This is a genomic window from Streptomyces sp. NA04227, from assembly GCF_013364195.1.
GTDB lineage: Bacteria > Actinomycetota > Actinomycetes > Streptomycetales > Streptomycetaceae > Streptomyces.
The window spans coordinates 4,602,932-4,616,163 of the sequence record NZ_CP054918.1; the positions used below are offsets into that span (position 1 = coordinate 4,602,932).

Below are 13,232 nucleotides of genomic sequence, written 5' to 3' on the forward strand. Positions count from 1 at the left end.
GCTGACCCAAGATCGGGCGCCGGTGCGGGCACATCCGACAAGATCCGAACGAGGGCTTTCAGGCCCAGCCGCAGGCGGGACTTTGCGGACACGGCCTAGCAGGGCATCCGCGAGCCCGAGTCGGCCGGAAGCGGCGTGACCTCGCGCGCGACCGGCGAAGGCGCGACCTTCGTACGGGGCGCGACGGGTTCGGTCGTACGGGGCGCGACGGGTTCGGTGCCCGAGGGCAGATCGCGCATCAGGAGCCAGTAACCGGCTGCCGTGAGGGTGCCCAGTACCGCGCAGCCCAGCCAGAGCCAGTCCGAGCCGAAGTGGTCGATGACCAGGCCGGAGCCGAGCGGGGCGACGAGACCGGCCACCGACCAGGACATCGTGTACACGCCCTGGTAGCGGCCGCGGCCGTGCACCGGTGAGAGCCGCACCACGAGGCTGCTCTGCGTCGGGGCGTTGATCATCTCGGCGAGGGTCCACACACAGACCGTCAGCGCGAAGGCGCCGATCGAGCCCGCGAACGCCGTAAGGGCGAATCCGTACCCCGTGACCAGTGCGGACAGGACGAGCAGCCGCCGTGGGTCGCGGTGCTCGATGTAGCGGGTGACGGGGATCTGGAGGAGGACGATCAGCACACCGTTCACCGCGATCGCCAGGCCGTAGTCGGCCGGGGTGAACCCGGAGTTGCCCATCGACACCGGCAGACCCACCGACCCCTGCTGGAACATCAGCGCCATCAGGAAGCACAGGCCGACGACGCCCATGAAGCGTCCGTCGCCCAGGACGGTACGGAGGCCGACCGCGCGCTCGTCGCTCTTCGTACCGCCGAGGGCCCCGGCCTCCTCGCCCGGGGCGGGCTGCGGCCGCGTCTCCGGGATGCGGAGGAAGACGAGCACCGCACAGATCAGCGTCATGGCCGCTTCCAGGAGGAAGCAGGCGTGGTAGCTGATGTCCGCGATGAAGCCCGCGCCCGCGGCCGAGACGGCGAAGCCGAAGTTGAGCGCCCAGTAGTTGAGGGAGAAGGCGCGGACGCGGTCCTTCGGCGGTACGAGATCGGCCATCATCGCCTGCGTCGCGGGCCGTGAACCGTTCGAGGCGGCGCCCACCAGGAAGGCCATCGCGGCGATCCCCACGGGATGCGTCATAAAACCGAGCACGGCCACGCTCGCCGCGGTCGCGACCTGGGCGATCAGCAGGGTCGGACGGCGCCCGACCCGGTCGGCGAGCACCCCGCCGACGATCGAGGAGATGACGCCGCCGAGCCCGTACAGGGCCGCGACGAGCCCCGCGAACGAGGCCGAATAACCGCGCTCCACCACGAGATACAGCGACATGAAGGTGACGACGAACGAGCCCAGGCGGTTGACGAGCGTGCTCGTCCACAGCCACCAGAACTCTCGGGGCAGCCCGCCGACGCTTTCCCCGACCGCCACGCGGACTCTGTGCCGCATACCGGTGCCACCGGTGATCGCCATTTCCCGTCCCCCCTGGAGCTGCTGGGTAAGAGGCCCAACTGCCTTGCACACATTACGAAATGGGGGTCGCGGGGCGCCATCGAATTTCGCGCGGCCCTCGGGTACGGGCAGCCGGCGCGGAGGGGCCGCGCGGCCCGTTCAGGGGGTCGATTAGTCTCGGACGCATGGCCGACGCACCGTACAAGCTGATTCTGCTCCGTCACGGCGAGAGCGAGTGGAACGCGAAGAACCTGTTCACCGGCTGGGTGGACGTCAATCTCACCGAGAAGGGCGAGAAGGAGGCGGTCCGCGGCGGTGAGCTGCTCAAGGACGCCGGCCTGCTCCCCGACGTGCTGCACACTTCCCTCCAGAAGCGCGCCATCCGTACCGCGCAGCTCGCCCTGGAGTCCGCCGACCGCCTCTGGATCCCGGTCCGCCGCTCCTGGCGCCTGAACGAGCGCCACTACGGTGCGCTCCAGGGCAAGGACAAGGCCCAGACCCTCGCCGAGTTCGGCGAGGAGCAGTTCATGCTGTGGCGCCGCTCCTACGACACCCCGCCGCCCGCGCTCGAGGACGGCACCGAGTTCTCGCAGAGCGACGACCCGCGCTACGCGACCATCCCGCCGGAGCTGCGCCCGCGCACCGAGTGCCTCAAGGACGTCGTCACGCGCATGCTGCCGTACTGGTACGACAGCATCGTCCCGGACCTGCTGACCGGCCGCACCGTCCTGGTCGCCGCCCATGGCAACTCGCTGCGCGCCCTGGTCAAGCACCTCGACGGCATCTCGGACGCCGACATCGCGGGCCTCAACATCCCCACCGGCATCCCCCTGAAGTACGAGCTCGACGCCGACTTCAAGCCCCTCAACCCGGGCGGTACGTACCTCGACCCGGACGCGGCGGCGGCGGCGATCGAGGCGGTCAAGAACCAGGGCAAGAAGAAGTAGGCGCCACGTAGGCACGTAGGCGCCAAGCAGGCACCTGGGCGCGCACGCACTCACGCTCGCTCGCACGCTCGCGAACAAGCCCTCTGTCAGTGGTTTCTCCGCTGACAGGGGGCTTGTTGCTGCAGAGGGCGCGCAAGCGGCCGGGGAACGAGCGTCTCCGCTTCGAAGCACTGCCGGTCCGCGCCGTGCACCCACCGCTCGCCGGGTGCACGCTGGTAGCAGTGGTTCTGGAGGTGAGCGCCATGCTGAAGGCTGCTGTCGGATGGCATGTCGAGCTGGAATTCGAAGAGGATCAGCACCGGACGCGCGCCGCATGTCTTGTGCGGTTGCCCGACGGGTCCGAGGTCCGGGCGCACGGCTACGCGAGCCGGCACCCGGCGGACGAGAACCAGGCGAGAGTCGGCGAGGAGATCGCCGGTGCCAGGGCACTCAACGAACTCGCCATGAAGCTGCTGACCAAGGCGCACGACGAGATCGACCAGGCTTCGGGACATTCGTCGCGTCCGCTGAGCTAGGGGTTGGCCGAGCTGGTCCGCCGCCCGACCCGGGGGTGCCGTACGCCCATGCCCGCGCACGCGCACCCCTGCGAGCCGGGTGGTACTCCTGCGCGCCGGGGCGTACATGCGCCGGAGCGCGAATCGGTTTGCCCGTGTGCGCCGTTGATGCGCCCTTCGGAGTGGGCATGCAAGGGGGCAGCGGCTGCCGAACGGCAGGCCGCCTTCGAGGAGGGGACATCATGGCCGAGCCGACCAAGCCGGAGACCTCGATCGAGACCGCCGAGAGGGCGGCTCTTCCCGTACTCGTCCTGCTCGGCGCCTGTGGCTGCGGCTCCGGCTGCGGTTGCGGCTGTCAGTCCGGCGGGCCGTGCCAGTGCGGCGGCTGCTGCGGCTGAGCGGGACGAGTCGAGCGGGCCAGCGGGACGAGCGAGCGGGACGGCGACACGAAAGAGGGGGCGAGACGAGCCGAGCGACACCACGGGCTTCCGGGGCGCGTATCGCCCAGGCCCCGGAACGGAACATCCCCGGAACAGAACAGGGGAACGGCGCTCTGAACCACTGCCACGGCGGTCACGGTGGCCGTCGCCACGGCGACCGCTGCGGCGGTTCGCTCACGAGCGCCGTCCCCGGTTCGCGTACGAGCGCCGCCCCCGGAACGTTTCCCCGGTGCGGCGGGCGGAGTCGGTCGGGGCCCCGGTACGGGATCCCGGCCGGGTACGGGTCAGGCCTCTTCGGCGACCGCGCCCGTCGCCTGGATCTCGTCCGCGTGCTCGCCGGTGACCAGGTAGACGACGCGCTTGGCGACGGAGACCGCGTGGTCGGCGAAGCGCTCGTAGTAGCGGCCGAGCAGGGTCACGTCGACCGCCGTCTCGATGCCGTGCTGCCACCGGTCGTCCATCAGGTGCTGGAACAGCGCGCGGTGCAGCGTGTCCATCTCGTCGTCGTCCTGCTCCAGCTGCAGGGCGAGGTCGACGTCCTTGGTGATGATGACGTCCGCGGCCTTGGCCATCAGGCGCTGGGCGAGCTGGCCCATCTGGAGGATCGTGGCGTGCAGGTCCTGCGGCACCGCGCGCTCGGGGAAGCGCAGCCGGGCGAGCTTGGCCACGTGCTGGGCCAGGTCGCCGGAGCGCTCCAGGTCCGCGCTCATCCGCAGCGAGGTCACCACGATGCGCAGATCGGTGGCCACCGGCTGCTGCCGGGCGAGCAGGGCGATGGCACGCGCCTCCAGGTCGTGCTGGAGGTCGTCGACCTTCTGGTCCGCGGCGATGACGGTCTCCGCGAGCTTGAGATCGGCGTCGAGTATGCCCGTCGTGGCGCGCCCGATGGCGGAGCCGACCAGGCGGGCCATCTCGACGAGGCTGTCCCCGATCGAGTCGAGTTCCTCGTGGTACGCGTCGCGCATGCTGTCCCTCTCTCGATGTCTGGGCCGGTTGCGGGGGCCGCCTGCGGTGCGGGCCCACGGTGCCACGTTCCGGTGCGTACGCATCCGTTTCCGGCACCGCGGGTTAACAGGCGCCCCTGGCCCGGTGAACTCTGGGCGACGGTGTTCCGTGCTTCCGGAGTCCGCCGCCGTTTGGGGGCATCGGTGGGACGAGGGGGTCGTGAACCGCCTCATTGCTGCGTTCCACCCCCGTATGATCGTCATCCCGCCCCCGTGGCTGAAATGAACCAGCATAGACCTCTCGGTGAAATCTGGGCGACGAGTGTTCGAGTTGACACTCGGACGGCTGTGGAGGGGGGTTATGCCCCGCATAACCTTGAGCCATGGACGTGAACGCGGCGGTCGCCGCAGCGGCAGCGATCGCCGGGGTGTGTACCGGTGTCATCGCCATGCTGGCGTTCCGCTGGAGCGAGCGCGACCAGAAGCGGCCCACCCGGACCTCCCTGCACACAGACCCCGTACTGCCACCCGGCGTGGACACGGTGCTCTCCGTGCTGCGCTCCTCGGCGGTCGTGCTCGACGAGGCCGACAGCGTGGTCAAGGCCAGCTCGGCCGCGTACGCGCTCGGTCTGGTGCGGGGCGGAAAGCTCGCGGTCGACCCGATGCTGCAGATGGCCCGCGACACCCGCCGCGACGGCGAGATACGCCAGGTCGAACTCGACCTGCCACGCCGCGGCACCGGCCGGGGCGAGGCCCTGGCGGTCTCCGCGCGGGTCGCGCCGCTGGGCTCCCGGCTCGTACTGCTGCTGGTCGAGGACCTCACCGAGGCCCGCCGGATAGAGGCGGTACGCCGGGACTTCGTCGCGAACGTCTCCCATGAACTCAAGACCCCGGTCGGTGCGCTCTCCCTGCTCTCCGAGGCCGTCATGGACGCCTCGGACGACCCCGAGGCCGTCGAGCGCTTCGCGGGCCGCATGCAGATAGAGGCGACCCGGCTGACCAACCTGGTGCAGGAGCTCATCGACCTCTCCCGGGTCCAGAACGACGACCCCCTCGAGGACGCCGAGCCGGTACGCGTGGACGAACTCGTCACCGAGGCGATGGACCGCTGCCGCCACCAGGCGGGAACCAAGCACATCACGATGGCCGCCTCCGTCGGCGGCGGTCCCGAGGGGACCCTGGACGACAACGACGGCGAGCGCCGCTCCGGCGGCTCGGACCTGCACGTCTGGGGCCACCGCGGCCAGCTCGCCGCGGCCCTCGGCAACCTCGTCGAGAACGCCGTCAACTACAGCCCGGCCCGTACGCGCGTGGGTATCGCGGCGCGTACGGTCGTGGTCAACGGCAGCGAGAACATCGAGATCTCGGTGACCGACCAGGGCATCGGCATCTCCGACCGGGACAAGGAGCGCATCTTCGAGCGCTTCTACCGGGTGGACCCCGCCCGCTCCCGTGCCACCGGAGGCACCGGGCTCGGTCTCGCCATCGTGAAGCACGTGGCCGCCTCGCACGGCGGGGAGGTCACCGTGTGGAGCTCCGAAGGACAGGGCTCCACGTTCACCCTGCGACTGCCGGTGGCGGGCGCCGCCCGCGACCGGAGCAGGGAGCGCGGCATCGACCACGGATCCGACCGGGATCCGGGTGCCGAGCAGACAGACGGCCCCGGTGACACGGACCCAGCGGGGTCCACGTCGTCGAACGATCCAGCCGAGACCGCCGAGAACAGCGTCTCTTCCCCGTACGAACCACTTCCTGCCCCGGAGGTCCTTCCGTGACCCGAGTGCTTGTCGTCGAGGATGAGGAATCCTTCAGCGACGCCCTGTCCTACATGCTCCGCAAGGAGGGGTTCGAGGTCGCCATCGCGACCACGGGCCCCGACGGACTCGACGAGTTCGAGCGCAACGGAGCCGACCTCGTCCTGCTCGACCTGATGCTTCCGGGCCTGCCCGGCACCGAGGTCTGCCGCCAGCTGCGCGGCCGGTCCAACGTCCCGGTGATCATGGTCACCGCCAAGGACAGCGAGATCGACAAGGTCGTGGGCCTCGAAATAGGAGCCGACGACTACGTCACCAAGCCCTTCTCCTCGCGTGAGCTGGTCGCCCGTATCCGGGCCGTCCTGCGCCGCCGCGGCGAGCCGGAGGAGGTGGCCCCGGCCGCGCTGGAGGCGGGCCCGGTCCGGATGGACGTCGACCGCCACGTGGTCACCGTCGCCGGTTCCAAGGTGGACCTCCCGCTCAAGGAGTTCGACCTCCTGGAGATGCTGCTGCGCAACGCGGGCCGGGTGCTGACCCGTATGCAGCTCATCGACCGGGTCTGGGGCGCCGACTACGTCGGTGACACCAAGACCCTGGACGTCCACGTGAAGCGGCTCCGCGCCAAGATCGAGCCGGACCCGGGCGCCCCGCGATACCTGGTCACGGTGCGCGGTCTGGGCTACAAGTTCGAGCCGTAGGCCGCCCCACCGCCCCGCCCGCACGGGCGCGGCGCGGACGGCACGACGAAAGGGCGGGACCTTCGCGGTCTCGCCCTTCGTGCGTCGCACGCCACCGCACACCGCTGTACGCCGCCGTCGTAGGACACCGCTGCACACCGCTGTCCTGCGCAGGAACGGCCGCTCCCCGCTGTTGCGACAACAGCGGGGAGCGGCCGGTTTGATGAGGGTGCCGCGGCCGCTTCGGCGCGGCCGGTTGCTCAGTGCCCGTTGGGAGCGGACTCGCCCGGGGCGACCTCGCCGCCCTCGTGGCCTTCCTCGCCGCCTTCGTGGCCCGCTTCGCCGCCTTGCTCGCCACCGCCGTGCTCGTCACCGGCGTGGTCGTCACCTGCGGGAGCGGACGGGCTGGCCTGGTGGTCGCCCGGCGCGTCCGAGGGCTTGCCGGACTCGGACGGGGCCGGAACGACCTCGGGTCCCCACTCGGTGAAGCTGCCGTCGGCCGGGACGACGAAGCTGTCCAGCTTCACGTCACCGGTCTTGCTGAAGGTGAAGGCGGTCGGGGCGACGTCGCCGAGCGTGAGGCCCTTCGGCAGCGTGGCCAGGGTCGCGACGGCGTTGTTCTTGCCGCCGAGCACGATCGAGCCGTGCGCCGGGACGACCAGGCCGCCCTTCTCCAGGGCCTTGCCCTTGGCGGCCTTCAGCTCGGCCTTCTGGCCGTCCACGGTGACGGACTGCAGGACCTGGTCGGTGTCGCCGTTGTTGAACAGCGTCGCCGAGACGGCCGTCGGGCCCTTCACGTCGTGGTGCGGCTGGGTGATGACCAGCGCGTTCTGCACCTTGATGTCTTCGACCTGGGCGTACGCGTTGTCCGGCTTGATTTCCAGCGTCGGCGCGTTGTTGCCGGCGGCGCAGGCGCCGAGCGCGGCCACGGAGAAGGCGACAGCGGTGGCGGCGAGTGCGCCGCGTCGAAGGCTGGGCTGGAGGCTCACGACGGCGGCAACTCCTTTTGCGGTTCGGACGGGCGGGTCCGGACGGTGACGGAACGAGATCCGGGGGAGCCCTGTGACCACCCCGGGCTGTAGCAGCGCGCTTAGGTTACCGACCCGTCCCACGGCGGCCGCACCCGACCCGCCTCCCGCGCCGCCCCCTGCCCCGCTCGGCGCCCGCGCCGGCACCGCCCGGCGGACCCCGGCGCCCGGCCGTCACTTCCGCCACATTCGCCCCACGTACGGAATTCACGTAATGGCCGTGGAGACCTCTGCCACGGATTCCGGAAAGCGATACGGGATACGGACCGGATACGGACGGGATACGGGAGGACTTCCGCGGAGCGTGACACCGCGCGATACGGGAGTCGATTGGGGAGGCGATACGGGAGCGGTTCGGTGATCGAATTCCGTATTCGGTGAGGAGGGGCGAGGAGAACACGCGAAGACGGGAAGGAGATCACGGGAGAGTGGGAAGGGGAGTGCGAAGAGGGCGAGAAGAAGATCGTCCGAGAAATCCGGACAGGCGGTAGGCCGGAAACGATCTCGGCGGGGTGGCCCGCGGGTGCCCGGCCGATGGCCCCGGGCGGTCCTCGGTGATCTCTGTGGCAAACAGTGAAACCGTCACCCGCGCCTGTGACGGTACGGCTCTCCGGCCCTTCCGCAGGTGGCCGGATTCCTGTGGCCGGGACCCGCGTGCACGTTTCCGCGTTGCCCATGCAATGTTCTCGAACGTGTCTCCGGTCACCGAACGGAGTACGGCCGATTGGTCGGAGCAAAACAGGCATAACGGGACGTTCGGCGGCTTGAGGAGAAGTTCTTCGCGCTGTAACGCGCGCGTTTCCCGTCCCGGGAACATCGGCTCCGACCTGCGCATACCCCGCTCCGAGGAGCCCGCGAAGCACGTTCCAGTCGCTGTTGTCAAGCCCCGAGATGCGCCCTGACCTGCGAAAACGCCATTCAGAACGTGCCGGTGACGTGTTACTCTGGATAGCCACGGAAGGGGTACCTGTCACATGACGTTCAAGGTTGGCGACACCGTGGTCTATCCCCATCACGGGGCCGCGCTGATCGAGGCAATTGAAACTCGTCAGATCAAAGGCGTGGACAAGACCTACTTGGTGCTGAAGGTCGCCCAGGGCGATCTGACGGTGCGTGTGCCAGCGGACAATGCGGAGTTCGTCGGCGTGCGTGATGTGGTCGGTCAGGACGGGCTGGACCGGGTCTTCGAGGTGCTGCGTGCACCGTACGCCGAAGAACCCACGAACTGGTCGCGTCGTTACAAGGCAAATCTCGAGAAGCTCGCCTCCGGCGATGTCATCAAGGTCGCGGAAGTTGTACGTGACCTGTGGCGTCGTGAGCGCGAGCGCGGTCTGTCCGCGGGCGAGAAGCGCATGCTCGCCAAGGCACGGCAGATTCTGGTGAGCGAGCTGGCACTCGCTGAGAACACCAACGAGGACAAGGCGGAAGCGCTGCTCGACGAGGTCCTCGCCTCCTGATTTCTCCGAGTTCCCGGAGAACGCGCTGAACACCGCACCACGGAAACGGGGAGAACGCGCAGTACACAGCGCTTTCCGCCGTGGTTCGGCCCGCCGAGAGTTCACCCCCGCGCAGTCCGGTCCAAGAGGCCCTGCCCCCGAGCGTCCTGTACGAGGCCGTTCGTCCGGCATCGCTGTCGACGGGAGTGCCGGTGAGTGAACGCCCGGAGAAGAAACGCCGCAAAATTGCCGCGGTGCCCGATGACGTCATGACAGTCGCCGGGCGCTGCGGCATTTTTGTACGCTGATCACCGCTGTCGACGACCAGTGCTCAAGCCCTCGTACCGGACGTCACCGCGACGGGCCGACAAGGGTGCGCCGGACGGGCAAACCCGGCGGGCCCGGCGAACCACTGCCCGCCGTATCCGCGGCCGGGAATTCCCGACTCCGCGTGCCGGGGCGGCGACTCGACCGTGGTCACGGAAGGGTCCGGTCCAAGTGCGCGCCCGGCACTCCCCGGGTGTTGTCCGGGGGCACCCATGCCATACCCATGTCGGCCGAGCACACAAACCTGAACGGATGCGATGACTGCCGAGTACGCCGAGAACGAACCTCGTCCGTCCGCCGCGGACGGGTCAGCGGGCAGCACGCTGCCCCGCACCGCCGCCGTCATCCCCGCCGCAGGCCGCGGGGTACGTCTCGGCCCCGGCGCCCCCAAGGCGCTGCGGGCGCTCAACGGCACCCCGATGCTCATCCACGCGGCCCGCGCGCTGGCCGCGTCCCGGGCCGTGTCCACCGTGGTGATCGTCGCCCCGCCCGACGGCGAGGCCGAGGTCAGGTCCCTGCTCGACGCCCATGCCCTCGACGGCGGAGGCCGCACCGAGTTCCTCGTCGTCCGCGGCGGCGCGACCCGCCAGGAGTCCGTACGGCTCGGTCTGGCGGCGGTCCCCGCGGACGTCGAGATCGTCCTGGTGCACGACGCCGCCCGGCCGCTCGTGCCGGTGGACACCGTCGACGCCGTCATCGAGACGGTCCGCGCCGGAGCCCCCGCCGTGGTCCCCGCGCTGCCGCTCGCCGACACGGTCAAGGAGGTCGAGCCGGGCCCGAAGGGCGAGCCCGAACCCGTACTCGCCACTCCGGAGCGGGCGCGGCTGCGCGCCGTGCAGACCCCGCAGGGCTTCGACCGCGCCACGCTGGTCCGCGCCCACGAGAGCGTCACGCTCGCCGGCGAGGGTGCCACCGACGACGCCGGGATGGTCGAGCGGCTCGGACTGCCGGTGGTCGTGGTGCCCGGTCACGAGGAGGCGTTCAAGGTGACCCGCCCGCTGGACCTGGTCCTCGCCGAGGCGGTCCTCGCGCGCAGGAAGGCGAACCGTGGCTTCTGAGCTGCCCGTACTGCCCCAGGTGGGCATCGGCACCGACATCCACGCCTTCGAGGAGGGCCGCGAGCTGTGGTGCGCGGGCCTGCTCTGGGAGGGCGAGGGCCCCGGGCTCGCCGGGCACTCGGACGCGGACGTGGTGGCACATGCCGCCTGCAACGCACTGTTCTCCGCGGCCGGACTCGGTGACCTCGGCGCCCACTTCGGCACCGGACGCCCCGAGTGGTCCGGCGCCTCCGGGCTCACCCTGCTCGCGGAGGCGGCACGCATCGTGCGGGAGGCCGGGTTCACCGTCGGCAACGTCGCCGTACAGGTGGTGGGTCCGCGGCCGAAGATCGGCAAACGGCGCGAAGAAGCGCAGCGGGTGTTGTCCGAGGCGGCGGGCGCCCCCGTCTCCGTCTCCGGCGCCACCACTGACGGGCTCGGTTTCCCCGGCCGCGGCGACGGCCTCGCCGCGATCGCCACCGCGCTGGTCGTCCGCACCGACGGCTGAGCCGCCCCCTCGTACGCGCGCAAGAGCCCCATACCCGCCCCGCCCGCGCTGTCCCGGCCGGAATTGCCGGTTCGGCAGCGCGGGCGGGGCGGCATCGGGTAGAGCGGTAGGCCGAAGCCGGAACCGAAGCAGGTGACGGGTGCACCCGCCGCCGCGTACAGGAAGGCCGATATGCCCGCCGAACTGTCCAGCAAGCTCAAGGAACTTCTCGACACCCCGGTGTTCATAACCGTGGCCACCGTCCAGCCCGACGGGAGTCCGCAGGTCTCCCCGGTGTGGGTGAAGAGGGACGGCAACGACGTGCTGTTCTCCACCACCGTGAACCGCCGCAAGACGAAGAACATGGAGCGCGACCCGCGGGTCTCGATCGTGCTGCAGCCCGCCGACTCCCCCTACACCTACGCCGAGATCAGGGGCGAGGCGCTCATGACCACCGAGGGCGGGCAGGAGCTCATCGACGAGCTGTCGGTCAAGTACACGGGCAAGGCGTACGCCGACTTCAACGCGCACGCGGCCACCGACTCCGAGCGGGTCGTCGTACGCGTCACCCCGCAGCGGGTCCTCGGCAGCCTCTGAGATCCGGCAGCCTCCGAGAGTCGGCTCCCGGTCACCGCGCGCCGGATCCGTGCCCTGATGTCACGATTCCGGGCGTACTTGCCACGGGTGGGCCCAAGGGGGAACAAGGCACTCCCTCGGGCCCACTACCCTGGTGGGGTGACCATTCGTCTGTACGACACCAGCGCCCGGCAGATCCGTGACTTCACCCCGCTCGTGCCGGGTTGTGTCTCGATCTACCTCTGTGGCGCCACCGTGCAGGCCGCACCGCACATCGGGCACATCCGCTCGGGGCTGAACTTCGACATCATGCGCCGCTGGTTCGCGCACCGCGGCTACGAGGTCACCTTCGTCCGGAACGTCACGGACATCGACGACAAGATCATCAACAAGGCGAACGCGCACCAGCTGCCCTGGTGGTCCATCGGCTACGCCAACGAGCGTGCCTTCAACGACGGGTACGCCGCGCTCGGCTGCCTGCCGCCCACCTACGAGCCGCGCGCCACCGGCCATGTCACCGAGATGGTCGAGATGATGCGCGGCCTGATCGAACGCGGTCACGCCTACGAGTCCGAGGGCAACGTCTACTTCGACGTGAAGTCCTTCCCGGGCTACCTCGAACTGTCCAACCAGAAGCTGGACAACCTCGAACAGCCGTCCTCGGTGGGCGAGACGGGCAAGCGCGACCCGCGCGACTTCGCGATGTGGAAGACGGCGAAGCCGGGCGAGCCCTCCTGGGAGACCCCGTGGGGCCGCGGCCGTCCCGGCTGGCACCTGGAGTGCTCGGCCATGGCGCACAAGTACCTCGGCGAGGTCTTCGACATCCACGGCGGCGGGATCGACCTGATCTTCCCGCACCACGAGAACGAGATCGTCCAGGCCAAGGCCTTCGGCGACGAGTTCGCGCGGTACTGGGTGCACAACGCCTGGGTCACCATGAGCGGCGAGAAGATGTCCAAGTCGCTGGACAACTCGGTCCTGGTGTCCGACATGGTCCAGCGGTGGCGGCCCATCGTGCTGCGCTACTACCTGGGCAGCGCGCACTACCGCTCGATGATCGAGTACAGCGAGGAGGCCCTGCGCGAGGCCGAGTCGGCGTTCGCGCGGATCGAGGGCTTCGTGCAGCGCGTCACCGAGAAGGCGGGCAAGACGGTCGAGCCCGCCGACGACGTGCCGCCCGCCTTCGCCGAGGCGATGGACGAGGACCTCGGCGTGCCGCAGGCGCTCGCCATCGTGCACACCACGGTCCGGCAGGGCAACAGCGCCCTGGCGGCCGACGACAAGGAATCCGCCGTGGCCCGGCTAGCCGAGGTGCGGGCCATGCTGCGGGTGCTCGGCCTCGACCCGCTGGACGCGCACTGGTCCGGCGAGAGCGACCGCAGCGAGGAACTGCACGGCGTCGTCGACAGCCTGGTCTCCCTGGTGCTTCAGCAGCGCGAGGCCGCGCGGGCACGCAAGGACTGGGCCACCGCGGACGCCATCCGCGACCAGCTCGGACAGTCCGGACTCGTCATCGAGGACAGCCCGGAAGGCCCCCGCTGGACGCTCGGCGCCCGCTGAGTCCGGGCCCGGGTTCCGCCGGGTTCCGCCAGCGAGTTCCGACAGCAAGGTGCCGCCCGGCCGTCCGGGCGGCACACTTC

At 70.1% G+C, this 13,232-nt stretch carries 13 protein-coding genes; 10 read left to right on the top strand and 3 right to left on the bottom strand.

Features of this window, described 5'->3' with window-relative positions; genetic code table 11:
- Window positions 1-95 precede the first annotated feature (95 nt).
- Entirely contained in the window at window positions 96-1,466 is a 1,371-nt protein-coding gene (locus tag HUT18_RS19595; protein ID WP_176101908.1) for an MFS transporter, read from the bottom strand.
- 164 nt (window positions 1,467-1,630) lie between these two features.
- On the opposite strand from HUT18_RS19595, the gene HUT18_RS19600 reads away from it, so the two are divergent.
- From HUT18_RS19600 to HUT18_RS19610, 3 genes are all read left to right on the top strand, one after another.
- A complete protein-coding gene (locus tag HUT18_RS19600; RefSeq protein WP_176101909.1) occupies window positions 1,631-2,392 on the top strand; it encodes a phosphoglyceromutase in 762 nt (253 codons plus the stop codon).
- A gap of 242 nt (window positions 2,393-2,634) precedes the next feature.
- The gene (locus HUT18_RS19605; RefSeq protein ID WP_176104659.1) at window positions 2,635-2,907 is read left to right on the top strand and encodes a DUF1876 domain-containing protein; all 273 of its coding nucleotides are present in this window, start codon (window positions 2,635-2,637) and stop codon (window positions 2,905-2,907) included.
- A gap of 221 nt (window positions 2,908-3,128) precedes the next feature.
- Entirely contained in the window at window positions 3,129-3,284 is a 156-nt protein-coding gene (locus HUT18_RS19610) for a hypothetical protein (RefSeq protein WP_176101910.1), read from the top strand.
- A 326-nt stretch (window positions 3,285-3,610) separates the two neighbouring features.
- On the opposite strand, the gene phoU is transcribed toward HUT18_RS19610, so the two are convergent.
- Window positions 3,611-4,291, bottom strand: coding sequence for a phosphate signaling complex protein PhoU (gene phoU, locus HUT18_RS19615; RefSeq protein WP_176101911.1), 681 nt, complete (start codon window positions 4,289-4,291; stop codon window positions 3,611-3,613).
- Between the two features lie 362 nt (window positions 4,292-4,653).
- On the opposite strand from phoU, the gene HUT18_RS19620 reads away from it, so the two are divergent.
- Both HUT18_RS19620 and HUT18_RS19625 read left to right on the top strand, forming a co-directional pair.
- Window positions 4,654-6,045: a cell wall metabolism sensor histidine kinase WalK gene (locus HUT18_RS19620; RefSeq protein WP_176101912.1), complete on the top strand. Its 1,392-nt coding sequence runs from the start codon at window positions 4,654-4,656 to the stop codon at window positions 6,043-6,045.
- Window positions 6,042-6,722 (top strand): response regulator transcription factor, encoded by a 681-nt coding sequence (locus HUT18_RS19625; protein WP_176101913.1) that lies wholly within the window; start codon window positions 6,042-6,044, stop codon window positions 6,720-6,722. The genes HUT18_RS19620 and HUT18_RS19625 overlap by 4 nt, the downstream gene beginning before the upstream one ends.
- 239 nt (window positions 6,723-6,961) lie before the next feature.
- On the opposite strand, the gene HUT18_RS19630 is transcribed toward HUT18_RS19625, so the two are convergent.
- Window positions 6,962-7,690 carry a copper chaperone PCu(A)C gene (locus HUT18_RS19630; protein WP_254878707.1) on the bottom strand — a complete coding sequence of 243 codons (729 nt, stop codon included), beginning with the start codon at window positions 7,688-7,690 and terminating at the stop codon, window positions 6,962-6,964.
- A gap of 1,013 nt (window positions 7,691-8,703) precedes the next feature.
- On the opposite strand from HUT18_RS19630, the gene HUT18_RS19635 reads away from it, so the two are divergent.
- From HUT18_RS19635 to cysS, 5 genes are all read left to right on the top strand, one after another.
- A complete protein-coding gene (locus tag HUT18_RS19635) occupies window positions 8,704-9,186 on the top strand; it encodes a CarD family transcriptional regulator (protein ID WP_003953493.1) in 483 nt (160 codons plus the stop codon).
- A gap of 563 nt (window positions 9,187-9,749) precedes the next feature.
- Window positions 9,750-10,550 carry a 2-C-methyl-D-erythritol 4-phosphate cytidylyltransferase gene (gene ispD / locus HUT18_RS19640; RefSeq protein ID WP_176101914.1) on the top strand — a complete coding sequence of 267 codons (801 nt, stop codon included), beginning with the start codon at window positions 9,750-9,752 and terminating at the stop codon, window positions 10,548-10,550.
- The gene (gene ispF, locus HUT18_RS19645) at window positions 10,540-11,037 is read left to right on the top strand and encodes a 2-C-methyl-D-erythritol 2,4-cyclodiphosphate synthase (protein WP_176101915.1); all 498 of its coding nucleotides are present in this window, start codon (window positions 10,540-10,542) and stop codon (window positions 11,035-11,037) included. Before ispD ends, ispF begins: the two co-directional genes overlap by 11 nt.
- Window positions 11,038-11,208: 171 nt before the next feature.
- Entirely contained in the window at window positions 11,209-11,613 is a 405-nt protein-coding gene (locus HUT18_RS19650) for a PPOX class F420-dependent oxidoreductase (protein WP_176101916.1), read from the top strand.
- A 138-nt stretch (window positions 11,614-11,751) separates the two neighbouring features.
- On the top strand, window positions 11,752-13,152 hold the full coding sequence (gene cysS, locus HUT18_RS19655; protein ID WP_176101917.1) for a cysteine--tRNA ligase: 1,401 nt from the start codon (window positions 11,752-11,754) through the stop codon (window positions 13,150-13,152).
- Window positions 13,153-13,232: the final 80 nt, after the last annotated feature.